Genomic DNA, 25429 nt, shown 5'->3' with positions numbered 1-25429 from the left:
GAAGGTCCTGTCTTGATCGTCTCGTATCCGTTCAGCGCCGTCGTCGGGCTCGACGACCTGAAGCTGGCGCTGGTGCTCAACGCCGTCTCGCCCCGGGTGGGCGGTGTGCTGGTACGAGGTGAGAAGGGCACCGCCAAGTCCACCATCGTGCGCGCGCTGGCCGCCCAGCTTCCCCCGGTGAACGTGGTGCCCGGCTGCCGGTTCGCCTGCGATCCGGCCACGTCCGACGCCGAGTGCCCGGACGGCCCGCACGAGCCGGACGCCCAAGGGCTTCGCCGTCCGGCCGCGTTGGTGGAGCTGCCGGTCGGCGCGTCGGAGGACCGTCTGGCCGGCTCGCTCGACGTCGAGCGGGCGCTGACGGAGGGGGTGAAGGCGTTCGAGCCGGGCCTGCTGGCGGCCGCGCATCGCGGCGTCCTGTACGTGGACGAGGTGAACCTGCTGCACGACCACCTGGTCGACCTCCTGCTGGACGCGGCGGCCCTGGGGACCTGTTACGTGGAGCGGGAGTCGGTGTCGGTCCGGCATCCGGCCCGGTTCCTGCTGGTCGGGACCATGAACCCGGAGGAGGGTGAGCTGCGGCCGCAGTTGCTGGACCGCTTCGGGCTGACGGTGGAGGTGAAGGCGTCCAGGGATCCGGTGGAACGCGCCGAGGTGGTACGACGCCGGCTGGCCTTCGACGCGGACGCCGAGAAGTTCGCGGCCCGGTGGGCGGCCGAGGAATCGGCGCTGGCGGCCAGGATCGCTCGGGCTCGCGGCCGGGTGTCCGGCGTGCGGCTGCCCGACTCGCGCCTGCGGCAGATCGCGACGGTGTGCGCGGCGTTCGAGGTGGACGGATTGCGAGCCGACCTGGTCACGGCGAACGCCGCCATCGCCCATGCCGCCTGGCATGGGCGCGAGAGGGTGACGACCGAGGATGTACGGGCGGCGGCCCGCCTGTCGCTGCCGCATCGGCGGCGGCGCGACCCCTTCGACGCTCCGGGGCTGGACGAGTCGCTGCTCGACGAGCTGCTGGAAAGCACGTCGGAGGACGACGATCCGGACGGTCCGGAGGGTCCCGATGGCGGGAATCCTGGCGCCTGTGGGCCTCCTGACGCCTCCGGGCCTGCTGACCATTCCGGGCCTGGGGAGGACGGCGGCCCGGCGAGCGCCGCGCCACCGGCGGGTGACGGCGAAACGCCGATGCGCGATCAGCCGACCGGTCCCTCCGACGGCCGGATGATGAATGACAGCCGCGTCCCGGATGATGGCCGCCTACCGAACGACGGCCGCGTACCGAACGACGGCTGGATGCCGAATTACGGCTGGATGCCGGATGGCAAGGGACCGGCGAAGCAGCTGGCCGATGCCGGGCAGTCGCCGGACGCCGGGAGCATCTATGGGCAGGAGCCGCCGGGCCGAGTGGCCGGGCTGGCGGCGCCGTACCGGGTGCCGTTGCTTCAGGTGCCAGGGATCGGCGAGGGCGTGGCGGGGCGGCGCTCGCGCTCACGCACCACACGCGGCCGGGCCACCGCCTCGCGCCGCCCCGGCGGACGGGTCCGCGATCTCCACATGCTGGCGACGGTGCTGGCGGCGGCGCCGCACCAGGTGAGGCGCGGGCGTACCGGTCCCGGGCTGGTGCTGCGCCAGGACGACCTGCGCGAGGTGGTGCGTGAGGGCAGCGAGGGCAACCTCGTGCTGTTCGTGGTGGACGCCAGTGGCTCGATGGCGGCTCGCCGACGGATGAGCGCCGTCAAGACGGCGGTGCTCAGTCTGCTGCTCGACGCCTACCAGCGGCGCGACAAGGTCGGCCTGGTCACCTTCCGTGGCGCGGGCGCCGTGCTGGCGCTGCCGCCGACCTCGTCGGTGGAGGCGGGCGCGGCCCGGCTGCGCTCGCTGCCGACCGGCGGCCGTACCCCGTTGGCGGCCGGGCTCGTGCGGGCGGCGGAGGTGCTGCGCGTGGAGCGGCTGCGCGACCCCGCACGGCGGCCGCTGCTGGTGCTGGTGACCGACGGGCGGGTGACGGCGGGTGGCGATGTGGAACGGGCCGCCACCCTGCTGGACGGCACGGCGAGCGTGGTCGTGGACTGCGAGAGCGGCCCGGTGCGGCTGGGCCTGGCGGTCCGGCTGGCGGCACGGCTGCGGGCGCGCCTCGTCCCGCTCGACGCGCTCTCCGATCTGAGTTCGGTCGTACGCGATCACCGGAAGGCGGTCTGATCATGCCGCAAGGGAAGCCCGCCACCGTCCCCGACGACGGTCTCACGACCCGGCAGCGCCGGACGCGGCCGCTGCTGATCGTGCACACCGGGCCGGGCAAGGGGAAGTCGACGGCCGCGTTCGGGATGGCGTTGCGCGCCTGGAACCAGGGGTGGCCGATCGGGGTGTTCCAGTTCGTGAAGTCGGCCAAGTGGCGCATCGGTGAGGAACGGGCGCTCAAGGTGCTCGGCGACACGGCCGAGGGGGGCTCGGTGACCTGGCACAAGATGGGCGAGGGTTGGTCGTGGATCCAGCGTCCCGGCACCGAGGAGGATCACGCGGCCGACGCCCGCGAGGGCTGGGCGCAGATCAAACGCGACCTGGCGGCCGAGACGTACCGGTTCTACGTGCTGGACGAGTTCACCTACCCGCTGAAGTGGGGGTGGCTCGATCTGGACGACGTGCTGGAGACGCTCGCCGGGCGGCCGGGCAACCAGCACCTGGTGATCACCGGCAGGGACGCGCCCGAGCGGCTGGTCGAACTCGCCGATCTGGTGACGGAGATGGGCAAGGTACGTCATCCCATGGACGCCGGGCAGAAGGGTCAGAAAGGCATCGAGTGGTAGTGCCGCGGCTGGTGATCGCCGCGCCTGCCTCGGGCAGCGGCAAAACGACCGTGGCCACCGGGCTGATGGCGGCGCTGCGGGCGCGCGGGCTGGCGGTCTCGCCGCACAAGGTGGGCCCCGACTACATCGATCCGGGCTATCACGCGCTGGCCGCCGGGCGTCCCGGGCGCAACCTGGATCCGTGGCTGGTGGGCGAGGAGCGGGTGGCGCCGCTGTTCCTGCACGGTGCGGCCGGGTGCGACGTTGCGGTGGTCGAGGGCGTGATGGGGCTGTTCGACGGCAAGGGCGACGGCGACTTCGCCTCCACCGCGCACGTCGCCCGGCTGCTGGACGCGCCGGTGGTGCTGGTCGTGGACGCGGCCCGGCAGAGCCGGTCGGTGGCGGCCGTGGTGCACGGGTTCGCCACGTTCGACCCGCGCGTACGGGTGGGCGGGGTGGTACTCAACCGGGTGGCCTCGGACCGGCACGAGGAGCTGTGCCGGGCCGCGCTGAACGCGGCGGGCATGCCGGTGCTCGGCGCGATCCGCCGTGACGACGCCGTCTCCACGCCCTCCCGCCATCTGGGTCTGGTGCCCGCCGCCGAACGTGAAGCCGAGGCCGTACAGGCCGTGGAACGGCTCGGCGCCCTGGTGGCGCGCTCCTGCGACCTGGACGGGCTGATGCGGCTGGCGACGACGGCGCCCCCGCTCACCGCCACGGCATGGGACCCCGCGACGGCGTCTGCCCTCACTGGCCCGGTATGGGACCCGGCGAAGGAGAGCGCCGGCGTCGAGGAGAGAGCGTGCGTCGGAGAGGGTGTCGTCGTGGCGGTGGCGGGCGGGGCGGCCTTCACGTTCGGGTACGCCGAGCACGTTGAGCTGCTGCGCGCGGCCGGCGCCGACGTGGCGACCTTCGACCCGTTGCGCGACGAGAAGCTGCCGGACGGCACCGCCGCGGTGGTGCTCGGCGGCGGCTTCCCCGAGGTGTACGCCGCCGAGCTGGCCGCCAACGAGCCGCTGCGTGAGCAGGTGGCCTCCTTCGGCGGCCCGATCGCCGCCGAGTGCGCGGGGCTGCTCTACCTGTGCGAGGAGCTGGACGGGCGGCGCATGTGCGGGCGGGTGCCGGGCCGGGCGCGGATGACCGGCAGGCTCACGCTCGGCTACCGGGACGCCGTGGCCCTGAAGGATTCACCCCTGACGCGGGCGGGCGAGCGCTTCCACGGGCACGAGTTCCACCGGACCACCGTCGAGCACGGGGGCGAGCCGCTGTTCCGGAACCGGGGTGGCGGCACGGACGGACACGGCGACCCGCTGGTCACCGCGTCCTACCTGCACCTTCACTGGGCCGGATCGCCGGCCCTCGCTCACCGGCTCGTGTCGTCCTCCAGGTCCCCTTCGGTCTTGAGATAGACCTCCTGCAGACCGCGCAGAATCTCCGGGTCCGGGTGCTCCCACATGCGACGTTCGGCGGCCTCCAGGAGCCGTTCGGCGATCCCGTGCAACGCCCACGGGTTGGACCGGGCCATGAACTCCTGGTTCTCCCGGTCCAGCACGTACGTCTCGGCGAGCTTGTCGTACATCCAGTCCGCCACCACGCCCGTCGTGGCGTCGTAGCCGAACAGGTAGTCCACGGTCGCGGCCAGCTCGAAGGCGCCCTTGTAGCCGTGCCGCCGCATCGCCGCCAGCCAGCGCGGGTTGACCACCCTGGCGCGGAAGATCCGTGAGGTCTCCTCCGACAGGGTGCGGGTGCGTACGGCGTCGGGGCGGGTGCTGTCGCCCACGTACGCGGCCGGGGCCCGGCCGGTGAGCGCGCGGACGGTGGCGATCATGCCGCCGTGGTACTGGAAGTAGTCGTCGGAGTCGGCGATGTCGTGCTCGCGCGTGTCGACGTTCTTGGCGGCCACGGCGATCCTGCGGTAGGCGTCCTCCATCTGCGGGCGCGCGGCCACGCCGTCGAGGTCGCGGCCGTAGGCGTAGCCGCCCCAGACCGCGTACACCTCGGCCAGGTCGGCGTCGTCGCGCCAGTTGCGGCTGTCGATCAGCGGCAGCAGGCCGGCCCCGTAGGCGCCCGGCGCGGAGCCGAAGATGCGCATCGTGGCGTGGCGTTCCTCGCCGCCGGTCGCGGTCACGTGGGCGCGTACGTAGTTGTGCTCGGGCGGCTCGTCCAGCCCGGCGGCCAGCCGTACGGCGTCGTCCAGCATGGCCACCACGTGCGGGAACGCGTCGCGGAAGAAGCCGCTGATGCGGACGGTCACGTCGACGCGCGGCCGGCCCAGCTCGGCCGGCGGGATCGGCTCCAGGTTCGTGACCCGTCGGGACGCCTCATCCCATACGGGGCGGATGCCGAGCAGGGCCAGCACCTCGGCCACGTCGTCGCCGGCCGTACGCATGGCGCTGGTGCCCCAGACGGACAGTCCCACCGAGCGGGGCCAGTCGCCGGTGTCGGCGCGGTAGCGCTCCAGCAGTGATTCGGCCATCGCCTGGCCGGTCTCCCAGGCCAGGCGGCTGGGCACCGCCCGGGGATCGACGGAGTAGAAGTTACGGCCGGTCGGCAGCACGTTGATCAGGCCGCGCAGCGGCGATCCGCTCGGCCCGGCGGGCACGTAGCCGCCGTCGAGGGCGTGCAGGACGTGGTCGAGCTCGTCGGTCGTCCGGGCCAGGCGCGGGACCACCTCCGTGGCGGCGAACGCGAGCACCCGCGTGACGAGCTCGCGCCGATCGGCGGGCAGCGTGCGAGCGACCTCCTCGGCCGCCTCCGGTGCCCAGCCTCGCTCCTCCATCGCCTCGACCAGGGCACGAGCGGTCGCCTCGGCCCGGTCCGCCTCGGCCAGCCCCGCCGTGCCGTCCTCGGCCAGGCCGAGCGCCTCACGTAAGCCGGGCAGGGTCTCGCGGCCCGACCACATCTGCCTGGCGCGCAGCATGGCCAGCACCAGGTCCACCCTGACCTGCCCGGCCGGCGCCTGGCCGAGCACGTGCAGGCCGTCGCGGATCTGCGCGTCCTTCACCTCGCAGAGCCAGCCGTCCACGTGCAGGATGAAGTCGTCGAACTCGGTGTCGTGCGGCCGATCGGCCAGCCCGAGGTCGTGGTCGAGCCGGGCGGCCTGGATCAGTGTCCAGATCTGGGCGCGGATCGCCGGGAGCTTGGCCGGGTCCATGGCGGCGATGGTGGCGTGCTCGTCCAGGAGCTGTTCCAGCCGGGCGATGTCGCCGTACGTCTCCGCCCGCGCCATCGGCGGCACCATGTGGTCCACCAGCACCGCGTGCGCCCGCCGCTTGGCCTGGGTGCCCTCGCCCGGATCGTTGACCAGGAACGGGTAGATCAGCGGCAGGTCGCCGATGGCCGCGTCGGTGCCGCACGAGGCGGACATGCCGGCCGACTTGCCCGGCAGCCATTCCAGGTTGCCGTGCTTTCCCACGTGCACCATCGCGTGCGCGCCGAACTCGGCCGACAGCCAGCGGTAGGCGGCCAGGTAGTGGTGGCTGGGCGGCAGGTCGGGGTCGTGGTAGATGGCGATCGGGTTGTCGCCGAAGCCGCGTGGCGGCTGGACCATGACCACCACGTTCCCGGCGCGCAGCGCCGCCAGGACGATGTCGCCGTCATGGACGAACAGCTCGCCGGGCGGGGGTCCCCAGTGCCGCTCGATCCCGGTGCGCAGGCCGGCGGGGAGTGTGCGGTACCAGCGTTCGTAGGAGGCGGCGGAGATGCGTACCGGGTTGCCCGCCAGGTGCTCCTCGGTCAGCCAGTCCTGATCCTGGCCGCCCGCGGCGATGAGCGCGTGGATGAGCGCGTCGCCGTCCTGCTCGACCACGCCGGGGAAGCCCTCGCCCAGGTCGTAGCCCGCTTCGGCGAGCCGGGCCAGCAGCCGTACGGTGCTGGCGGGGGTGTCCAGGCCGACGGCGTTGCCCACGCGCGAGTGCTTGGTCGGGTACGCCGACAGCATCACCACCAGCCGCCGCCCGCCGGGCGGGGTGTGGCGCAGCAGCCCGTGGCGTACGGCGATGCCCGCCACCCGCGCGGCCCGCTCCGGGTCGGCGACATAGACGGTCAGCCCGTCCGGATCGATCTCCTTGAAGGAGAACGGCACCGTGATGATCCGCCCGTCGAACTCGGGGATGGCCACCTGCGAGGCGGCGTCCAGCGGCGACAGGCCGTCGTCGTTGTCCTCCCACGCCTTCCTGGACGTGGTCAGGCACAGACCTTGCAGGATCGGCACGTCGAGCGCGGCCAGCGCGCCCACGTCCCACGCCTCGTCGTCCCCGCCCGCACCCGCCGTCGCGGGACGCGAGCCGCCCGCCGCCAGCACGGTCACCACCAGCGCGTCGGCGGCCCGCAGGGTCTCCAGCAGCTCGGGTTCGGCGGTGCGCAACGAGGAGCAGAACACCGGCAGCGCCTGCCCGCCCGCCTCCTCGACGGCGGCGCAGAGCGTCTCGACGAAGGCCGTGTTGCCCGCCATGTGGTGCGCCCGGTAGTAGAGCACCCCGATCACGGGCCCCTGGTGTGACCGTGCCTCGCGCTCCAGCCGCCCCCAGGACGGCGTGGGCGCCGGCGGCGCGAACCCGCGCCCGGTCAGCAGGACGGTGTCGGACAGGAAGGCGTGCAGCTCGGTCAGGTTGGCGGGCCCGCCGTGCGCCAGGTACGCGTGCGCGTCGGCGCAGACGCCGCCGCTCACCGTGGACAGCTCCATCAGCTCGGCGTCCGGCGCCTGCTCGCCGCCCAGCACCACGACCGGACGGGGCCCGGCCAGCAGCGCGTCGAGCCCCTCCTGCCAGGCTCGGCGACCGCCGAGCAGCCGTACGACGACCAGGTCGGCCCCCTCCAGCAGGCCGGGCAGATCGTCGGGGTCGAGCCGGGCGGGGTTGCCCAGACGGTAGGCGGCGCCACAGGCACGCGCGCTCAGCAGGTCGGTGTCGGAGGTGGAGAGCAGCAGGACGGTATGGCTGTCGCCAGGCACGGCACGATCCTCCCTCGGGGTCCTCGCCCCGGTCGTGGGTGTCGCGACGGCAGGAGTCTCCTGGCTCCCGGATCAGCGCTCACCCCGGCCTTCCCACCCGTTGCCGGGCAGTGGCCTGCGGTGGGGTTCGCTCCCCGGTCACAGTGGCGGGACCGCGCCGGATTCGCACCGGCTTCCTCCCTTTGCCATCGCCTACCCAGGAGCCTACGGCAGGAGCAACCTCCACCAGAAGTGGCGTTACCATCCTCATCGTGTCCATAGCCGACTTTTCCGGACGGGTCCGGCCCGACGCCTGTCCGGGAGCGCTCCAGGTGCACGAGGCCGCCGACGGCCCGCTGGCCCGGGTCCGCCTGCCCGGCGGCGCGGTCTCCGGCGTCCAGCTCCGCGAGCTGGCGGCCTGCGCGGCGGAGCTGGGCTCCGGGGTGGTCGAGCTCACGTCGCGGGCGAACGTACAGGTGCGGGGCCTGCGCGCGCCGGCCGTCTTCGCCGAACGGATCGCCGCCGCCGGGCTGCTGCCCTCGGCCGCGCACGAACGGGTACGCAACATCGTCGCCTCGCCGCTCGGCGGCCGCGGTCCTGCGGGTTTGGTGGACACGCAACCCCTGGTCGAGGCCCTGGACCTGGCGCTGTGCGCGCGGACCCGGCTGGCCGGGCTGCCGGGGCGCTTCCTGTTCGCGCTGGACGACGGCACAGGTGACATGCGGCAGCTGGCCGCCGATGTCACTCTCGTGCCTGCGGCAGTGGATGGGGACGCCTGGGCGGCACTGCCCGACAGCGCGGTGGCGGGCGGTGACGCCTGGGTGTCACTGCTGCTGGCGGGCGTGGACACCGGGCTTGTCGTGCCTCGTGACGCGGCGGTCGGGCAGATGATCGCCGCCGCCGAGGCGTTCCTCGACGAACGGGAGCGCGGGCTTTCCGATCGTGACCGGGGCGCGTGGCGGATCGCGGAGTTGGCGGACGGTCCCGCCCGAATCGCCGCCCACCTCGGCGTTGCGGGCGAGCGTGCGACGACCGCTCTGGACGCATCCTCTCCCCGCTCGGCCCATCGTCCCGGACCTGTCGATCAGCGGGACGGCCGCGTGGCGCTGGAGGCCGTGGTGCCGCTCGGGCGGCTGTCCGCCGCTCAGGTACGCGCTGTCGCCGACACCGCCGACGACGGCGGGGCGGTTCCTGTACGGCTGACGCCGTGGCGGACGGTCGTCCTGCTGGACCTGTCCCCCGCCGCGGCCGAGACGGCGGTGCGGCAGCTGTCCGCGGCCGGGCTGGTGACCGATCCGGCGTCGCCCTGGGTCGGGGTGAGCGCCTGCACCGGACGTCCCGGCTGCGCCAAGTCGCTGGCGGACGTGCAGGAGGACGTACGGCGGTGGGTGGCGACCCTGGACGCGCCCGCTGCGACGCCGGTGCATTGGGCAGGTTGCGAGCGGCGCTGCGGGCTGCCCCGCGGCCGGGTGGTCCAAATGGTGGCCACCGCCGACGGCTACGAGGAACGGCCGCTTTGATGGCGGTCAGCTTCGACCGATACGAGGAAAGGCAGCAGTGACCGACTACCTGCGCGACGGCGCCGAGATCTACCGGCGCTCGTTCGCGACCATCCGTGCCGAGGCCGACCTCACCGGGATGCCCCCGGATGTGGCCCAGGTGGCGGTGCGGATGATCCACGCGTGTGGCATGACCGACCTCGTCGCCGACCTGGACTGGTCGCCTTCGGTGGTCGTCCGGGCCCGCGCGGCGCTGCGGCGCGGCGCGCCCGTGCTGTGCGACGCGCAGATGGTCGCCTCCGGCGTCACCAGGCGCAGGCTGCCCGCCGGCAACGACGTGGTGTGCACTCTGGGCGAGCCAGGCGTGCCGGAGCTGGCCGAACGCCTCGGCACCACACGCAGCGCCGCCGCCCTGGAGCTGTGGCGCGACCGGCTGGACGGCGCCGTGGTGGCGATCGGCAACGCCCCGACCGCCCTGTTCCGGCTGCTCGAACTGGTCGCCGACGGGGCCGGCAGGCCGGCGGCGGTGCTCGGCGTGCCGGTCGGCTTCATCGGCGCGGCCGAGTCCAAGCGGGCCCTGGCGGACAGCGACCTGGAATACCTGGTGGTGCACGGGCGCCGCGGCGGCAGTGCGATGACGGCGGCGGCGGTCAACGCCATCGCGAACGAGACGGAGTGACGGCGATGACGGGACGGATGTACGGGGTCGGACTGGGCCCGGGAGACCCTGAGCTGGTCACGGTCAAGACGGCCCGGCTGATCGGCGAGGCGGACGTGATCGCGTACCACGCCGCCAGGCACGGCCGCAGCATCGCCCGCTCGATCGCGCTGCCGTACCTGCGGGAGGGGCAGATCGAGGAGCTGCTGCTGTACCCGCTGACCACGGAGACCACCGACCACCCCGGCGGCTACCAGGGCGCGCTGGACGACTTCTACGCCGACTGCGCCGAACGGCTGGCCGCCCACCTGGACGCGGGCCGGACCGTGGTCGTGCTGAGCGAGGGCGACCCGCTGTTCTACGGCTCCTACATGCACATGCACAAGCGGCTGGCCCACCGCTATCCGACCGAGGTGGTGCCGGGCGTGACCTCGGTCAGCGCCGCCTCCGCCGTACTGGGGCGGCCGCTGGTGGAGCGGGACGAGGTGCTGACCGTACTGCCCGGCACGCTGCCCGCCGAGGTGCTGGCCGAGCGGCTGCGCGGCACCGACTCGGCGGCGGTGCTGAAGCTGGGCAGGACGTTCGAGAACGTCCGCGACGCCCTGGCCGAGGCCGGGCGGCTGGACGACGCCTGGTACGTCGAGCGCGCCACCATGGGCGCCGAACGCGTCGCGCCGCTCAAGGACGTGGACGCCGACGGCGTTCCGTACTTCTCGCTGGCCCTGCTCGCCAGCCCGGCCGAGCGCACCTTCGTCCCCGAGCCCTCATCGACCGAGGGGCGCGGCGAGGTGACCGTCGTCGGTCTCGGCCCGGCCGGGCGTCCGTGGCTCACGCCGGAGGCGCAGGAGGCCCTCGCCGCGGCCACCGACCTGGTCGGCTACGGCCCGTACGTGGACCGGGTGGCGCCCAACCCGCGCCAGCGCCGCCACCGAACCGACAACCGGGTCGAGGCCGAACGCGCCAGGCACGCGCTGGAGCTGGCCGCTGCGGGCGCGCGGGTGGCCGTGGTGTCCTCCGGCGATCCCGGGGTGTTCGCCATGGCGAGCGCGGTGCTGGAGGAGGCGGCGGCCGGGTTCCCCGACGTGCCGGTGCGGATCGTGCCCGGCCTGACGGCCGCGCAGGCGGTGGCCAGCAGGGCGGGGGCGCCGCTCGGCCACGACTACTGCGTTCTGTCTCTGTCGGACCTGCTCAAACCGTGGGAGGTGGTGGCCGACCGGCTGACGGCGGCGGCCAAGGCCGACCTGGTGCTGGCGCTGTACAACCCGGCCTCGCGCAGCCGTACGTGGCAGCTCGCCGCCGCGCGTGACCTGCTGCTGGAACATCGCGACGCGGCCACTCCCGTGGTGATCGGCCGCGACGTCGGCGGCGCGCAGGAGAGCGTCACCGTCACCACGCTCGGCGAGCTCGACCCGGCCCAGGTGGACATGCGCTGCCTGCTGATCGTCGGCTCCTCCACGACCCGGGTCACCGCCCGCGGCGTCGTCTACACCCCCCGCCGCTACCCCTGAGCCCAGAGCGCCGCCGCGTTCACGGTCTCCACCAGGCGGACACCCGTCGGCAGCGGCGGCCGGTCCACCATGATCACCGGTAGCCCCAGCTCGCGGGCCGCGACGAGCTTGGCGGCCGTGAGCCGGCCGCCGCTGTCCTTGGTGACCAGCACGTCCAGACGGTGCTCGCGGATGAGGGCCAGCTCGCCCTCGACCGTGTAGGGCCCACGGTCGAGCAGTACGTGTACGTGGGGCGGGACCGGCGATTCGGGCGGATCGACGGACCTGGCCAGCAGCCACACCCCGGCCAGCCCGGTGAAGACGGGCAGACTCCGGCGCCCGGTGGTGAGAAACACCCGCACCGGCCCGGCCGACTCGGCGAGGCGGGTGGCGGCGGCCTGCAGGGAGTCGACGCGCTGCCAGGTGTCGGCTGGTCCCTGCGGCCAGCCCGGTCGGCGCAGGACGAGGAGCGGCACGCCCGTGCGCGCCGACACCTCGGCCGCCGAAGCCGTCATCCGCGCCGCGAACGGGTGGGTGGCGTCCACCATGGCGTCGATCCGCTCGGCGGCCAGCCACGTGGCCAGCCCGTCCGGCCCGCCGAATCCGCCCGCGCGCACCTCGCCGACCGGCAGCCTCGGGTTCGTCACCCGCCCGGCCAGCGACGACACCACGTGCACGCTCGGGACGTCGGCCAGCTCGGCGGCCAACGCCCGCGCCTCCGCCGTGCCGCCCAGGATCAGAACCCGTCTCATGCCGCCATCCTGCGCGCCTGCGCTGTGCCGCTGCCCCTGCGGCACCGCCTGCCCTGCCGCAGGGGCAGCGCGATCAGGTCCCGTCGCATGATCGTTCCCGCTCCGCGCTGTACAGGTGGCTGTCGGGAAACTGTGTCGCCGACAGCGCCCGGCCGACGACGATCACCGCGGTGCGGCGGATCCCGGCCTCGTGGACCTGCTCGGCGATGTCCCTCAACGTGCCGCGCAGAACGACCTCATCGGCCCGGCTCGCCCGCGCCACCACCGCGACCGGGCAGTCGGCCCCGTAGGAGGGCAGCAGCTCCGCCACCACCGCGTCGATCCGCTGTACGGCCAGGTGCAGCACCATCGTGGCACGGCTGGCGCCCAGCGTGGTCAGGTCCTCGCCGTCGGGCATCGGCGTGGCCCGCGCCGACGTACGGGTCAGGATGACCGTCTGGCCGACACCGGGCACGGTCAGCTCCCTGCCCAGCGCGGCCGCCGCCGCCGCGAACGCCGGAACGCCCGGCACCACCTCGTACGGCACGCCGAGCGCGTCCAGCCTGCGCATCTGCTCGGCCACCGCGCTGAACACCGACGGGTCCCCCGAGTGCAGCCGCGCCACGTCCATGCCCTTGGCGTGGGCGGCGGCCAGCTCCGCGACGATCTCGTCGAGCGTCAGGTTCGCGGTGTCCACCAGCCTGGCGTCTGCCGGGCAGGACTCCAGCAGTTCGCGGGGTACGAGCGAGCCCGCGTACAGGCAGACCGGCGACGATTCCAACCGCCGCAACCCCCGCACCGTGATCAGATCCGCGGCACCGGGGCCAGCCCCGATGAAGTACACGGTCACGACACGTCCTCCCTGACGATCGACCACACGGTCACCGGCATCGCGGCCCGCCAGCCGGTGAACCCGCCGACGGGCGCGGCCCGCTGCACGGACAGGCGCACCAGATCGCCGCCCAGCCGGGCGTACCATCCGGCGACGAGGGACTCCGACTCCAAGGTCACGGCGTTCACCACGAGCCTGCCGCCGGGCCGCAGCGCCGCCCAGCAGGTCTCCAGCATTCCGGGCGCGGTGGCGCCGCCGCCGACGAACACCGCGTCCGGCGCGGGCAGGCCCTCCAGCGCCACCGGCGCTCGCCCCTCCACGACGCGCAGGGCGGGAACCCCGAGCCGGTCGGCGTTGCGGCGGATGGCAGCGACGCGATCGGCCCTGCTCTCGACCGCCACGGCGGCGTTCGACGGGTGGGCGCGCAGCCATTCGACGGCGATGCTGCCCGCGCCCGCGCCCACGTCCCACAGCAGTTCGCCGGGCAGCGGCGCCAGCCGTGACAGGCTGACGGCCCGGACCTCGCGCTTGGTGAGCTGCCCGTCATGCTCGAAGGCCGTGTCCGGCAGTCCGGGCACGCGAGCGAACGGCTCGGCGCCGGGTCCGGCGACGCACTCGACCGCGATCACCTGCAACACCGATGTCGCTCCCGCCCATTTCTCGGCCGTTCCCGTCCGGACGGACTCCGACGCCGCGCCCAGGTCCGACAAGACCGTCATCGGGCTCGGACCGTACCCGAGCCCGGTCAGCAGCCCCGCCACCAGAGCCGGGGCGTCCCGACCGGCGCCCAGCACCAGGACCCGGCGCCCGGGAAGGATCGCGGCGTTCAGCGCGGCCAGCGGCCGGCCCACCAGGCTGACCACGTCCACCTGCTCGACCGGCCAGCCCAGCCGAGCGCACGCCAGCGACAGCGACGACAGATGCGGCAGCACCCTGACCCGGGCCGCGCCGAGCAGCCGCACCAGGGTGGAGCCGATGCCGTAGAACATCGGATCGCCGCTGGCCAGCACGCACACCTGGCGATCGGCGTACCGCTCCATGAGCTCGGGCAGCGCGGGCAGCAGCGGCGAGGGCCAGGCCACCCGCTCAGCACCGGACCGGGGCACGAGGCCGAGTTGGCGGGAGGCGCCCATGAGCACCTCCGCCGCCTCCAGTACGCGTCGCGACTCCGCCGGCAGGCCGTCCCAGCCGTCCGCGCCGATGCCGACGACGGTGATCACACGTTGCCCAGCACGCGCGTCACCTGGATCTCCACCACCACCCGCGCCGGATTGGGCCGGGGCGGCTTGTAGCGGGCGGTGTAACGGCGCTCGGCGTCGGCCACCTGCTCCGGTTCGGTACGCACCACGGCCCGCCCCTCCAGCGTCGACCACCGCCGGCCGTCCACCTGGCTGAGCGCGACCAGCGCGCCGTCCGCTCCGATGAGCCGGGCTTTGTACGAGGAACCGGAGGTGATCACCCGGGCGACGCCGGTCTCCAGATCCAGCGTCGCGCCGACCGGCACCGCGTGCGGCGGCCCGCCGGAACGCGCCGTTGAGAGCGTGCACAGGTGCCGTTCCTGCCAGAACGCGGCGAAAGCGGCGCCCTGCTCGACCAGATTCACGAGCCTCCTCGAGGGAATTGCGGAGGCATATCGTATATCCAGCTCTCTGGCAGACTCGTGCGGGTGAAGCGGCTACTCATCATCGGCATCGGCGCCGGAGATCCCGACCATCTCACTCTGCAGGCGGCCAAGGCCATCTCCGCCACGGACGTGTTCTTCATCGTCGACAAGGGCGAGGTCAAACAGGATCTCGTACGTCTCCGGCTGGACCTGATCGACCAGCACGGCCGCCCGCCGTACCGGATCGCCGAGGCCCGCGACCCCGAGCGCGACCGCACCACCCCCGCCTACACCGCCGCCGTCGAGGACTGGCGCTCCCGCCGCGCGCTGGCCTGCGAGGCGCTGATCCGTGAGGAGCTGAAGGAGGGCCAGACGGGGGCGTTCCTGGTGTGGGGCGATCCGGGCGTGTACGACAGCACGCTGACCATCGTCGAGGAGATCCTCCAACGCGGAAACGTCACGTTCGACTACGAGGTGATCCCAGGGGTCAGCAGCGTGGCCGCGCTCACCGCCCGCCACCGCACCAGCCTCACCCAGGTCGGCCGCCCCGTGCACCTGACCACCGGCCGCCGCCTGGCCGAGGACGGCCCGTCCGCCGACGATGTCGTGGTCATGCTGGACGCCCACTGCTCCTTCGCCGGCCTCGACGACTTCCACATCCACTGGGGCGCCTATCTGGGCAGCCCCGACGAGATCCTGGTGTCCGGCCCGGTGGCCGAGGTCGGCGACCGGATCCGCGAGCTTCGCGCCGAGGCCAGGGCCCGCAAGGGCTGGATCATGGACACCTACCTGCTGCGCCGCCTTCCTCGTACGGACAGTTGAGTCAAAGCAGCGCATCGGCGGTGATGGGCAGTTCGCGGACGCGGCGGCCGGTGGCGTGGAAGACGGCGTTGGCGATGGCGGGCGCCACGCCGGTGTACACGACCTCGCCGAGGCCCTTGACGCCGATGGGGTCGGCCTCGCGGTCGTCACCGTCGAGGTAGATCGCGCGCAGGGAGGGCACGTCGGCGTTGACGGGGACGAGGTAGTCGGCGAGGTTGGCGTTGACGATCCGGCCGTCGCGAGGATCGGTGACCGTGTGCTCCAGCAGGGCGGCGCCGATGCCGCCGACCATCCCGCCGATCGCCTGGCTGTCGGCGAGTTTGGGGCTGATGATGCGTCCCGCGTCGTAGACGCCGAGCATCCGCCGGATGCGGACCAGGCCGAGACGGTGGTCGACGGCGACCTCGGCGAACGTGGCGTTATAGGCATACATCGAGAAACGACTCTCTCCCGGGGTGAAGGAGCCGAGCGTTTCGAGGTGGGTGCGGTTGTTACGGGCAAGGAGCTGCTGGTACGTCTCCCCGCGCGCGGAATCGCCCTTGACGTGCAGCCGGCCGTCACCGGCCACGACGTCGCCCGCGTCGACGCCGTGCAGCGGCGACCGCTCATCCGCGACGGCCAGCTCGACGGCCTGACGGCGCAGCTTGTCGCAGGCGTCCTGGACGGCGGAGCCGACACTGGCCATGGTCATGGAACCGCCGTGGGGCGGGGTCGGCGGCATGATGGAGTCGCCGAGCCGGAAGGTCACGGCGCTCACGCTCAACCCGAGGGCGTCGGCGGCGACCTGGGTCATGGAGGTGTACGTGCCCGGTCCCATGTCGCTGGACGCGGCTTCGACCAGGGCGCTCCCCCGGGCATCGAGCCTGGCCTGCGCCTGGGCCGCGCCGCGCTGGGTGTCATAGACGCCGGCGGCCATGCCCATGCCGATCAGCCAGTCGCCGTCGCGGGTGGAGCGCGGCTTGGGGTCACGCCGGTCCCAGCCGAATTCGCGGGCGCCGACGGTGTAGCACTCGCGCAGCCGCCGGGTGGAGAACGGCCGCCCCGTCGCGGGATCGTCGTCGGGTTCGTTGCGCCGGCGTAGCTCGATCGGGTCGAGGCCGAGCTCGTGGGCGAGTTCGTCCATCGCCGACTCGACGATGTAGGAGGTGGTCGAGTGACCGGGGCCGCGCATGTACAGCGGAGTGTTCACATCCAGCGGCACCCTCTCATACGTCTGCGAGATGTTGGGCATGCTGTAAAGCATCTGCCCCGTCGTCAGGACGCCCTCCTGGTAATCCTCGTACGTAGAGGTCTCGGCCCTGATGTCGTGCGTCATGGCGAGCAGGCGCCCCCGCCGGTCGCCGCCCAGCCGCACCTTGTACTCATAGGCGGGCCGGTAGCCCGTCCCGAAGTACTGCTGCCTGCGGGCCAGGACGAGTTTGACCGGGCGGCCGGTCTCGCGGGCGGCCAGGGCCGCGATGGTGACGTGCGGCCAGGCCCGCAGGCCGCTGCCGAACGCGCCGCCGACGAACGGCGAGATGACCCGCACCGACTCCTTCGGCATGCCGAACACGGCGGCGAGCTCTTCCTGGGTGCCGTTCACCCACTGGGTCTTGTCCCACACCGTGAGCCGATGGCCGTTCCAGCGGGCGATGGTGGCGTGCGGCTCCATCGCGTTGTGATGGTTGCGGGCGGTACGGTACGTCATCTCCATCCGTACCTCCGCCGAGCGCAGGGCCTGCTCCGCGTCACCCCGCGCGTAGGTCACGGGCTTGTTCGTCCGGTCGCCGGCCAGGCCGGTCGACGGTTTCTCGGCGGCGTAGCGGACCTCGACCAGGCGGGCCGCGTGCTGCGCGGCCTCGAGCGTGGTGGCCACCACGACGGCGACCGGCTGACCGAAGAAGCGCACCCGATCGTCCTGGAAGACGTGCAGCCGCTCACCGCCCTCCGGGTTGTTCGATCCCGCGTTGGGACGGTAGGCGAGCTTGGGCGCGTTGAGGTGACTGATCACCTTCAGGACGCCGGACTGACCGAGGGCGGCGCGCGCGTCGAGGCCGGTGATGCGGCCTCGCCCCACGCCGCTGTCGACGATGACGGCGTACACCACGCCATCAACGTCATGCTCGGCGGCGTACGTCGCCCGCCCGGTCACTTTCAGCCGCCCATCCACCCGGGACAGCGGCGCCCCCACGGCTCGCCGGCTCATTCGCTTCCTCCCACGACGCGCAGTTGCCGTTCGACGGTACGTTTCAGCAGTTCGACCTTGAAGCGGTTGTGCGCGAGCGGGCGGGCTCCATCCGCCGCGTGCTCGGCCGCCTCAGTCCACAGCGCCGGCGACGGCCGCTCACCGATGAGGCGGCGTTCGACGGCGGGCAGCTTCCACGGCACGGTGCCCACGCCTCCGGCGGCGACCTTCGCCTCCCGGATCACCCCGCCCTTGACGTGCAGCGCGACCGCCGCCGAGGTCAGCGCGAACTCGTACGACTGCCGGTCACGCACCTTGAGGTAGCCGGACCTGAGCGGACGCGGCAGGGCAGGAAGCTCCACGGCGGTGATCAGCTCGCCGGGCCGCAGGCCCTGTTCCCGGTCCGGGGTGGCGCCCGGCCGCAGCAGGAAGTCGGCGAAGGCGACGCCGCGCTCCCCGTCCGGGCCCCGCAAGCGCACACTCGCCTCCAGCGCCGCGAACGCCACGGCGACGTCGGAAGGGTGGGTGGCCACGCACTGGTCGGAGCCGCCCAGGATCGCGTGAGCGCGGTTGAACCCCTCCAGCGCCGCGCATCCCGAGCCGGGCTCGCGCTTGTTGCAGGGCGCTGTCACGTCACGGAAGTACGTACACCGGGTGCGCTGCATGATGTTGCCGCCGATGGTGGCCATGTTGCGCAGCTGGGCCGACGCGCTCAGCTCCAGCGCCTGCGACACGACCGGGAAGGTGGCCCGCACCTTGGGATCGGCGGCGGCCTCGGCCATCGAGACCAGCGCGCCGATGCGCAGGCCCCCGCCCGCGGTGGCGGTGACCTCCCCCAGGGGCAGGGCACTGATGTCGACCAGCGCGCCGGGGCGCTCGACGCTCTCGCGCATCAGGTCGACCAGGGTGGTGCCGCCGGCGATGTAGCGCCCGCCCCGCCGCCCGGCGGCAAGCGCTCCCTCGAGGTCGGAGACCTTGGTGTAGGAGAAGGGATGCATCAGGTCCTCCGCGCCGCTTGCTCAACCGCTCTGACGATCTTCACGTAACAGCCGCAGCGGCAGATGTTGCCGCTCATCCACTCCCGGATCTCCGCCGGCGACCCGGCGTGACCCTCCCGGATGCAGCCGATCCCGGACATGATCTGACCCGGGGTGCAGTAGCCGCACTGGAAGGCGTCCTGCTCGACGAACGCCTCCTGCAACGGATGCAGCTCGTCACCCTCTCCCGGGGCGAGCCCCTCGATGGTGGTGACCTCCGCGCCCTCCAGCCGTACCGCCAGCGTCAGGCACGCGTTGACCCGGCGACCGCCGACCAGAACCGTGCACGCTCCGCAGGCCCCGGCGTCGCAGCCCTTCTTGGTGCCCGTCAGCCCGAACCGCTCGCGCAGCAGGTCCAGCAGCGAGGTCCGATTGTCGATCATCGCGGCGTGCCGCTCACCGTTGACGGTCAGCGAGACGCGCCCGCTGAGCGGCCCCTCGGCGGCGCCCGCCGCCTCCGCGACCGCCGTCTCCGCGCTCACCAGGTCGCCCGCGACAACGACCGCCGCGGTGGACGTGGCGATGAACGTACGCCGAGACACCGTCGAGGCGGGCCCCGGAACATATGAGTCAGGAAGTTCGGAAGACATAGGCACCCTCTCGGTTGGGCGAAGGACCGGCGTTCACACTCATCCGCGCGCCGGAGGCATGGCCGCGCCACGCGATTCAAGGATTCCGGCGCCGCGGCCGTAGCCGTATCCGCGCCCGGCGGCAAGAGGCGGCGACGCCAGCCGTCTCTCCGGGCCGCTCCCCATGAAAGCACTGGTCAGCGGCCTGAGGGAGACCCTGCTGAGACATGTACTGACAGGGCACCTTTGAGTCTGGCCATGCGGCGACGTCGGATGGACACGACGTAGACGATCATGGCGAGGACGACCGTGATGAGCCCGAGCGGAATGGCATCGTCGGCCCCAGGACAGGTGCCGACCTGGGCTGTCAGGCGTGAGACTTGTACCATATGAGGTTGTTATGGAGAGCTGCGCAGGGAGTGAGCTTGCAGGTCGCGGTCGTCACCTTTGACGGATTCAACGAGCTCGACAGCTTTATCGCGTACGGGCTGATCAATCGCGCTCGCGTGCAAGGTCAGGACGTGACCGCGTACATCACGACACCAACGCCCGTCGTGACCTCGATGAACGGCGTGGAGGTGGCCGGTCAGCGGCCGTTGGGCTTCATCACCGAGGCCGACGTCGTACTCCTCGGCAGCGGCATCAAGACCCGTGATGTCGTGGCCGATGACACCCTGCTGACGCGTCTCCCCCTTGATCCCGCACGTCAGTTGATCGGCTCGCAGTGCTCCGGAGCCTTGGTGCTCGCGCACCTCGGCCTCCTCACCGGACGACCCGCCTGCACCGACGCCATCACCCGGCCTTGGCTCGAAGAGCGCGGAGTGACGGTCCTGGACGCGCCGTTCCACGCGGAGGGCGCGATCGCGACCGCGGGCGGATGCCTGGCATCTGTCTATCTGGCGGCGTGGACACTCCTCCACACGGTCGGCGAGTCCGCCGCCTGGGCCGCGATCGAGTACGCGGCGCCTGTAGGTGAGAAACAGGAGATCGTTCAGCGCGTCATGTCCAGGGTGCGTACGGTCGAAGCGGCGCTGCGCTGACCGGTCTCACGAGGACCGCAACGGGATAGGGGCGGGGTCGGCTTACGCGGCTCGGGCGGGCTCTCCGTGCCAGACGCTGCCGCCATCACCGAAGTAGTACGCCACCCATGACGAGGCCGGCCGTCGGGCCTGCCGCCGCCCGACCGGCGAACGCCGAGCCTGGCCGACCAGCCGAGCCGCAGGTCGCCGAGCTCTCACGGTGCCGCCAGGCTCCAGGAGGGCGCTGGAATCGTCGGTGGCGTCTGTGAGGATGGCGTCTTTGTCGGCGTCTCTGGGGGTTCCATGTGGAGGTCGCTGCCGGTGGCGGCGCGGGTGCTGTTGTGGGTCCGGATTCTCAACGCGCTCGGCGCCTACGCACTGTCGTTCCTGGCGGTGCTGGCCGGGCCGGAGCTGGCCGCGGCGGCGCTGGCCCTGTTCGGGGTGGCCGCGCTGCTCTCACGCTGGGCGGGGGCGCTGCTGCTGGAGCGGTTCTCGCCGCGCGGTGTACTGAGTGCCGGGCTGGCCGCGACCGGCCTGGCCCTGTTCACGCTCGTCCTGGCCCAGGGCCCGGCGCAGGTGCTGATCGCCATCGCGTTGGTCGGACTGGCCTTCGAGGTGTACGAGCCGCCCTCGCAGGAACTGCTGGCGCGGGCGAGCGAGGGTGAGCAGCGCCATGCCACCTTCGCCGTCCTGGGAGTGGCGCTGTCGGCCGCCGGGGCCGCGGCGGGACTGCTGGCGGCGGTGCTCTTGCCGCTGGGAGTGCGCTGGCTGGTGGCCGCCGACGCGCTCACCTGCCTGGTCGCGGCGGCCGTCGCTGTGTCGTTCCTACCACGCGATGATGCCCGATCCGGCGGGCGCCGCGCCGCGCGGCAGACTGGGAAGAGCGACCGCCGCACCGAGCGGCCCGCTGGGCTGAGCGGGCGCTTCCGGCCACCCGCCGTCTTGATGCGGCTGACCGTGGCGGGCACCGCGTTCGCGATCGGCTCTCTGGCGGTGATGATGTACGTGCCGCTGGCGCTGCTGGAGCGGGGCGCCGCATCGTGGCTGCCCGGCCTGACGCTGGCGAGCGCCGCCGCGCTGGCCCCCCTCACGCTGTGGGCCGCCCGCCGGCTGCTCGCCGGGCGCTCGCACGGGCTGATCCTCGGGATGGGCGCACTGCTGCTCGGGGCGCTCGCGCTGGTAATGGCCGCCACCACCAGTGTGCCGCTCACCATCGCCGCCTACCTGGGCTGTACCGCGACCAACAGCGTCCTGCTCGGCCGCTGGCAAGCGGCGGTCGCCGATGCCGCGCCGGAAGACGACCGGCCGCGCTGGTTCGCCGTACAAGGATCGTCGTGGGGCGTGGCGCAGCCCATGGTCCCACCGCTGGCCGCGGCCGCCGCAACCATCGCCGGCGCTGTCGGAGCCGGTGCTTTCCTGGCTGCCGGCTTAGCGTTCCTGCTGGTGCCATTGATGCTGCGGCGTCTGCCAGGTTGACGGCGAAGATCTGCCTGACGGTTGTCGTGCTCGTTGATGGGTTGGCGCATCGCGGCCCGGGCCGGTTGCCGGCGGATGCCGTGGCCGAACGTTAGGTGGCCCGTGGCGGGCCGGGCCAGGTCGAGGGCGTCGGATGACGTCCGGCAGAGCGGTGTAGTTTTTGACGCGCTCAGCCCTGTTCGCCTACGTAGGAAACACAACAAGATCGTTGATCCACCATGGGGTGGTACACAACTGGGCGTCGTCGTTGTCCGGGGGTTTGTGATGAGTGAAATCCTTCAGACCTAGCCCTTTACATTGTAGATTTATTTGACTTGCGCCGCGCAGGGCTGCGCGGTCACGCGATCGCAGACGACCGTGCTTCTCGACGCCTTCGCCAGTGATCCGATCGGCATCATCGACCCGCTCGATATTTCCTGGGAGTCTGAACCCCTTGAAGTCGGTGGCCGAGTCTCCGCCGAGGTGATCGCCGTTGATCTCCGAGGGCAGCATGCACCTGGGAATCCGGGCGATCCCGCAGGCTGATCTGTCTCCCAGCCGCCATCTATGGGTGGTGGTCACAACGCAGTTTCGTTCCGGACGAGAAGCCCGCTCCAGGGGGTTCTGAAGCGGGCCGACCTCTTGGCTGGGTGCCGGGGGTCGAGCAAGCCCAGGAGACGTTGTTGGGCCTGCAGCACGGCTAGACGGGCGGGACTGCTCGCGATGACGGGCCTTTTGAACGTCCCCGCCGAGGGTGGCGGCGATGGCTTGCCAGGCGCGCTACGCCTTGATGTTCGTCTCCTTGATGATCTCCAGCTCTACCATGCGGCCGTCTGGGTCGGTGAGAAGGTGCCTGCCGGTCGGGAGCCCGCGGACGACCGCGTGCGCGGGGACGCGGAAACCCAGACGCAGGCTGCCTGTGGGGGGTCGGCGGTCGGAGGCCGGGTAGACCTCGAAGACCGTCCCGCCAAGCTCGGCGGCGTAATGCTCGGGGCCGTTGCCGTGCTGTTCGAGCTGTAACGGCAGACCAAGGCTGAGGTAGAAGTCGGCGCACTCCCGCAGGTGGTCGGTGTACAGGACGATCAAGCTGGTGTACATGGTGCTCCTTGTGCGCGCCGGCGCCTGACCTGCCGAGCCGACCGATCAGGGTATTTCCTTTGACGATCTCTCGGCTCCGGCGCTCGGCAGCGAAACTTCGACACAGTGGCCGGCCCGCGTGCTCGGCCGGACAGGAGAAGCCCGTCAGCGCAGGGGGGCGAAGTCGGCAAGGGCGGTGGGCTGCTTGCCGGTGGTGATGTGCTCGGCGAGCAGCCGCCCCGTAATGGGGCCGTGGGCCAGACCCCACATGCCGTGACCGCCGGCCACGTAGATACCGGGGGCTTTGGTCGCGCCGATGAGCGGCCGGCCGTCCGGGGTGATCGGGCGAGGGCCCACCCAGACATCCGTGCGTTCATCCCAGTGCACACCGCGCAGCAGGGGCTGGGCGGAGGCGACGATGGCCGCCAGCCGGGCGGGCACCTGCGGGGCGTCCGGGTCGCGGAATTCCATGGTGCCTGCCACGCGCAGCCCGTTGCGATACGGCGTGCACGCCACCCGTACGTCGGGCAGGTAGATCGGGCCGGGGACGGGGTGGTCCACCGGCACGGTGAAGGAGTAGCCCCGGCCGGCCCGGACCGGGACGCGCACGCCCCACTGCCGGGCCAGGCGGGGCAGCCACGCGCCGGTGGCCAGCACCACCGCGTCGGCCGACAGGACGGTGCCCTTGCCCGAGCGCACGATCACCTTCCTGCCGTCGGTGCGCACCTCGTCGACCTCGAAGGCGTACACGGTCGCGCCGCGGCTCATCACGGCCTTGCCCAGGGCGTGCGCGAACGCGCCCGGGTCGACGTAGCGCTGCCCGTCGATGCGCACCCCCACGCCCAGCGCCTGACCGGCGAGCGGCACGTGCTCGGCCAGTCGCCGGGCGTCCAGCAGGGTATGGTCGACCCGCTGCCCGGCCGCTTCCAGTCGGCGCAGTTCGCGCAGCAGGCTCTCGGCATGGCGTGGTGTGCGGAACGCGGCGGTGATCGGCGCCGCGATGACCGGGGCGGACACGCCGTTGGCGGCCAGTACCTCGTAAGCCTCGACGCATTCCTCGTTGAGCGGCAGGTTGGCGCGCACGGCGCGCATCCACGATCGCCAGCGGCAGTTGGCGGCGAACCGGGCCAGAAACGCCCACAGCCCCGCATCGAGGCTCGCCGGCACGTGCAGCGGCGCGTCCGCGTTCAGCAGCGAGCGCAGGCCGTAGCGCAGGACCGCGGGCTCGTTCAGCGGGATGGCCAGGCCTGGGGCGACCCATCCGGCGTTGCCCCAGGATGCGCCGGCCGCCACGCCGCCACGGTCGACCACCTTGACCTCGACGCCGCGCTCCTGCAGGAACCACGCGGTCGACAGGCCCACGATGCCCGCGCCCACCACGATCACCGATCGCGGCCAGTTGCCGACCATGCCCAACCTCCAACGGGTACGAATGCCGATGTCCAAGCCAGCATGGCGCGCGCGGCAGCCGGCGGCGTTGTGGGCGGCCGACAATCACTTCGCGGCCGTTGTGCCATCGTCACAACGCCCGGCCCCCAGCCACGCCTCGACGGCGTTGACCGGCCGCGTCGGCGTCAGTGACAGGCCTGGTACAAGATCATCGGCGGGGGTCGTCCTCGGCGTCGGAGGCGGCCAGCATGATGATCATGGCGAGGCGTTTACGGGGGTCGTCCAGGTCCAGGAGAGTGACCTCGCTCATCTTGCGCAGCCGGTTGCGGACGGTGTTGGGATGCACCTGCAGTCGTTCGGCGGCCAAAGCGGGGTCGCCCTGGGTTTCCAGCCAGGCCCGCAACGTGGGCACGTAGCGTGTGCCGTGGCGGGCGTCATGTCGCAGCAGCGTGCTCAGCGGCCCGCGGGCCGGGACACGGCCGGTGCGCGAGGCCGCGCGTAGCCGCCGCAGCAAGATGTCGTCCCACGACTCGTCATAGGCGGGCGCGACAGTGCCGGGCCGGCCGGTCTCGGGCAAAGCCAGGCACTCGTCGGCCTCCTGGCGGCCGGCGGGCAGTTCCTCGGTCGCGGCGGGCGCGCCGATTCCGGCCGCGATGCGTACCCGGGCGGGCAGTTCGACCCGCAGCGCGGTGATCCAGTGGCGGGCCATGTCCGCCTGCTCGGCGGGCAGGATCGTGTACAGCGTGTCGCCGAGCAGGGTGCTGCGGCCGGGTCTGGACCAGCCGAAGCCGGTGGTGGCCTGTTCGAAGGCCAGCAGCAGCGCGGCGTGGGGCTCCTCGCCGTCGGTGTGGGCGCGGATCGCGATGACCCGCAGCGCCTGCGACGGCAGGCCCAGCCGGCTGATCACCGTCTCCGCGTCGACGCTGCCCTCCAGCAGCCGGATGACCAGGTCGGACTCCACCTGCCGCTCCAGGTCGGCGCTGGCCCGCGAGCGCAGCAGGTGCAGCGCCACCGTGCGTGCGCCGTGCGCCGGCGCGCGCCGGCGGGCGCCGGTCAGCGGGCGCTCGCAGCTCACCCAGACCGAACCGAGCAACTCGCGGCCGGCCCGCACCGCCACCGCCATCCGCCCGGTCAGGCCGTGCCCGGGATCGGCGGGGACGAACACCGGCTCGTCCGTCGCCGCCAGCTGGGCGAACACCCCCCGCTGCTGGAACAGCTCGCGTAGCCGGTCCGGGACGCGCCGGCCGAGGATCGTCTCCACCCGGGCCGGATCCCCCGCCTGCTGGCTCGGCCACGGTGGACGTGCTCGGCGCCGACTATCTGCGTACGGCCAGGGCGCTCGGCTCGTCCTTCGTCGGCGCGATGTGGCGGCACGGGCTG

Annotated in this window: 21 protein-coding genes and 1 riboswitch; of the genes, 10 read left to right on the top strand and 11 right to left on the bottom strand. The window is 72.7% G+C overall.

The window, feature by feature from the left end; genetic code table 11:
- Positions 1 to 12: 12 nt before the first annotated feature.
- The 3 genes from AB0C30_RS55585 to AB0C30_RS55575 are packed head-to-tail and all read left to right on the top strand — an operon-like array spanning position 13 to position 4186.
- The gene (locus tag AB0C30_RS55585; protein WP_357960430.1) at positions 13 to 2193 is read left to right on the top strand and encodes a VWA domain-containing protein; all 2181 of its coding nucleotides are present in this window, start codon (positions 13 to 15) and stop codon (positions 2191 to 2193) included.
- A gap of 2 nt (positions 2194 to 2195) precedes the next feature.
- Entirely contained in the window at positions 2196 to 2798 is a 603-nt protein-coding gene (gene cobO, locus AB0C30_RS55580) for a cob(I)yrinic acid a,c-diamide adenosyltransferase (protein WP_357960427.1), read from the top strand.
- Positions 2799 to 2806: 8 nt separating this feature from the next.
- On the top strand, positions 2807 to 4186 hold the full coding sequence (locus AB0C30_RS55575) for a cobyrinate a,c-diamide synthase (RefSeq protein WP_357960628.1): 1380 nt from the start codon (positions 2807 to 2809) through the stop codon (positions 4184 to 4186).
- Here the strand turns inward: AB0C30_RS55575 and cobN are convergent.
- On the bottom strand, positions 4141 to 7728 hold the full coding sequence (gene cobN / locus AB0C30_RS55570) for a cobaltochelatase subunit CobN (RefSeq protein WP_357960424.1): 3588 nt from the start codon (positions 7726 to 7728) through the stop codon (positions 4141 to 4143). The two genes, AB0C30_RS55575 and cobN, sit on opposite strands and share 46 nt — an antisense overlap.
- Positions 7729 to 7762: 34 nt before the next feature.
- Positions 7763 to 7951, bottom strand: a riboswitch (cobalamin riboswitch).
- Between the two features lie 28 nt (positions 7952 to 7979).
- Between cobN and cobG the strand changes: the two genes are divergently transcribed.
- Genes cobG through cobJ form a run of 3 tightly spaced genes read left to right on the top strand, consistent with a single transcriptional unit; the run spans position 7980 to position 11372 of the window.
- Positions 7980 to 9227, top strand: coding sequence for a precorrin-3B synthase (gene cobG, locus AB0C30_RS55565; protein WP_357960421.1), 1248 nt, complete (start codon positions 7980 to 7982; stop codon positions 9225 to 9227).
- Between the two features lie 37 nt (positions 9228 to 9264).
- A complete protein-coding gene (locus tag AB0C30_RS55560) occupies positions 9265 to 9885 on the top strand; it encodes a precorrin-8X methylmutase (RefSeq protein ID WP_357960418.1) in 621 nt (206 codons plus the stop codon).
- A 5-nt stretch (positions 9886 to 9890) separates the two neighbouring features.
- On the top strand, positions 9891 to 11372 hold the full coding sequence (gene cobJ / locus AB0C30_RS55555; protein ID WP_357960415.1) for a precorrin-3B C(17)-methyltransferase: 1482 nt from the start codon (positions 9891 to 9893) through the stop codon (positions 11370 to 11372).
- Here cobJ and AB0C30_RS55550 read toward each other — a convergent pair.
- The 4 genes from AB0C30_RS55550 to AB0C30_RS55535 form a co-directional block, all read right to left on the bottom strand.
- Positions 11363 to 12103 (bottom strand): cobalt-precorrin-6A reductase, encoded by a 741-nt coding sequence (locus tag AB0C30_RS55550; RefSeq protein ID WP_357960412.1) that lies wholly within the window; start codon positions 12101 to 12103, stop codon positions 11363 to 11365. The genes cobJ and AB0C30_RS55550 overlap by 10 nt on opposite strands.
- A 73-nt stretch (positions 12104 to 12176) precedes the next feature.
- Positions 12177 to 12932, bottom strand: coding sequence for a precorrin-4 C(11)-methyltransferase (gene cobM / locus AB0C30_RS55545; protein WP_357960409.1), 756 nt, complete (start codon positions 12930 to 12932; stop codon positions 12177 to 12179).
- Entirely contained in the window at positions 12929 to 14134 is a 1206-nt protein-coding gene (cbiE, locus tag AB0C30_RS55540; RefSeq protein WP_357960407.1) for a precorrin-6y C5,15-methyltransferase (decarboxylating) subunit CbiE, read from the bottom strand. The genes cobM and cbiE overlap by 4 nt, the downstream gene beginning before the upstream one ends.
- Complete coding sequence (locus AB0C30_RS55535; RefSeq protein WP_357960405.1) at positions 14131 to 14517, bottom strand: pyridoxamine 5'-phosphate oxidase family protein; 387 nt, start codon at positions 14515 to 14517, stop codon at positions 14131 to 14133. Before AB0C30_RS55535 ends, cbiE begins: the two co-directional genes overlap by 4 nt.
- Positions 14518 to 14580: 63 nt before the next feature.
- Between AB0C30_RS55535 and cobF the strand changes: the two genes are divergently transcribed.
- Entirely contained in the window at positions 14581 to 15339 is a 759-nt protein-coding gene (gene cobF / locus AB0C30_RS55530) for a precorrin-6A synthase (deacetylating) (protein ID WP_357960403.1), read from the top strand.
- Between the two features lies 1 nt (position 15340).
- Here cobF and AB0C30_RS55525 read toward each other — a convergent pair whose 3' ends face one another.
- Genes AB0C30_RS55525 through AB0C30_RS55515 form a run of 3 tightly spaced genes read right to left on the bottom strand, consistent with a single transcriptional unit; the run spans position 15341 to position 18953 of the window.
- On the bottom strand, positions 15341 to 17524 hold the full coding sequence (locus AB0C30_RS55525) for a xanthine dehydrogenase family protein molybdopterin-binding subunit (protein WP_357960402.1): 2184 nt from the start codon (positions 17522 to 17524) through the stop codon (positions 15341 to 15343).
- Complete coding sequence (locus tag AB0C30_RS55520) at positions 17521 to 18501, bottom strand: xanthine dehydrogenase family protein subunit M (RefSeq protein WP_357960400.1); 981 nt, start codon at positions 18499 to 18501, stop codon at positions 17521 to 17523. The genes AB0C30_RS55525 and AB0C30_RS55520 overlap by 4 nt, the downstream gene beginning before the upstream one ends.
- Positions 18501 to 18953 (bottom strand): (2Fe-2S)-binding protein, encoded by a 453-nt coding sequence (locus tag AB0C30_RS55515; RefSeq protein WP_263655841.1) that lies wholly within the window; start codon positions 18951 to 18953, stop codon positions 18501 to 18503. The genes AB0C30_RS55520 and AB0C30_RS55515 overlap by 1 nt, the downstream gene beginning before the upstream one ends.
- A 581-nt stretch (positions 18954 to 19534) precedes the next feature.
- Between AB0C30_RS55515 and AB0C30_RS55510 the strand changes: the two genes are divergently transcribed.
- From AB0C30_RS55510 to AB0C30_RS55500, 3 genes are all read left to right on the top strand, one after another.
- Entirely contained in the window at positions 19535 to 20149 is a 615-nt protein-coding gene (locus AB0C30_RS55510; protein WP_357960397.1) for a DJ-1/PfpI family protein, read from the top strand.
- Positions 20150 to 20431: 282 nt separating this feature from the next.
- A complete protein-coding gene (locus tag AB0C30_RS55505; protein ID WP_357960394.1) occupies positions 20432 to 21604 on the top strand; it encodes an MFS transporter in 1173 nt (390 codons plus the stop codon).
- A gap of 357 nt (positions 21605 to 21961) precedes the next feature.
- Positions 21962 to 22129, top strand: a complete 168-nt coding sequence (locus AB0C30_RS55500; RefSeq protein ID WP_357960392.1) for a hypothetical protein — start codon at positions 21962 to 21964, stop codon at positions 22127 to 22129.
- A gap of 234 nt (positions 22130 to 22363) precedes the next feature.
- On the opposite strand, the gene AB0C30_RS55495 is transcribed toward AB0C30_RS55500, so the two are convergent.
- The 3 genes from AB0C30_RS55495 to AB0C30_RS55485 form a co-directional block, all read right to left on the bottom strand.
- Complete coding sequence (locus AB0C30_RS55495; RefSeq protein WP_357960389.1) at positions 22364 to 22681, bottom strand: glyoxalase/bleomycin resistance/dioxygenase family protein; 318 nt, start codon at positions 22679 to 22681, stop codon at positions 22364 to 22366.
- Positions 22682 to 22825: 144 nt separating this feature from the next.
- On the bottom strand, positions 22826 to 24070 hold the full coding sequence (locus AB0C30_RS55490) for an FAD-dependent oxidoreductase (protein ID WP_357960386.1): 1245 nt from the start codon (positions 24068 to 24070) through the stop codon (positions 22826 to 22828).
- Positions 24071 to 24257: 187 nt separating this feature from the next.
- Complete coding sequence (locus tag AB0C30_RS55485; protein ID WP_357960383.1) at positions 24258 to 25310, bottom strand: helix-turn-helix domain-containing protein; 1053 nt, start codon at positions 25308 to 25310, stop codon at positions 24258 to 24260.
- Positions 25311 to 25429: the final 119 nt, after the last annotated feature.

The sequence above is a fragment of the Nonomuraea sp. NPDC048901 genome, from assembly GCF_040649695.1.
Taxonomy (GTDB): domain Bacteria; phylum Actinomycetota; class Actinomycetes; order Streptosporangiales; family Streptosporangiaceae; genus Nonomuraea.
The sequence above is the reverse complement of the archived record's forward strand: the minus strand, read 5'-3'. Positions and strand labels throughout refer to the sequence as shown.

What these genes read in the sequence shown, in the direction of transcription:
- AB0C30_RS55490 (WP_357960386.1), bottom strand. Translation starts at nt 24,070, where the DNA reads ATGGTCGGCAACTGGCCGCGATCGGTGATCGTGGTGGGCGCGGGCATC.
- AB0C30_RS55550 (WP_357960412.1), bottom strand. Translation starts at nt 12,103, where the DNA reads ATGAGACGGGTTCTGATCCTGGGCGGCACGGCGGAGGCGCGGGCGTTG.
- AB0C30_RS55495 (WP_357960389.1), bottom strand. Translation starts at nt 22,681, where the DNA reads ATGTACACCAGCTTGATCGTCCTGTACACCGACCACCTGCGGGAGTGC.
- cobJ (WP_357960415.1), top strand. Translation starts at nt 9,891, where the DNA reads ATGACGGGACGGATGTACGGGGTCGGACTGGGCCCGGGAGACCCTGAG.
- AB0C30_RS55525 (WP_357960402.1), bottom strand. Translation starts at nt 17,524, where the DNA reads ATGAGCCGGCGAGCCGTGGGGGCGCCGCTGTCCCGGGTGGATGGGCGG.
- cobO (WP_357960427.1), top strand. Translation starts at nt 2,196, where the DNA reads ATGCCGCAAGGGAAGCCCGCCACCGTCCCCGACGACGGTCTCACGACC.
- AB0C30_RS55520 (WP_357960400.1), bottom strand. Translation starts at nt 18,501, where the DNA reads ATGCATCCCTTCTCCTACACCAAGGTCTCCGACCTCGAGGGAGCGCTT.
- AB0C30_RS55505 (WP_357960394.1), top strand. Translation starts at nt 20,432, where the DNA reads ATGTGGAGGTCGCTGCCGGTGGCGGCGCGGGTGCTGTTGTGGGTCCGG.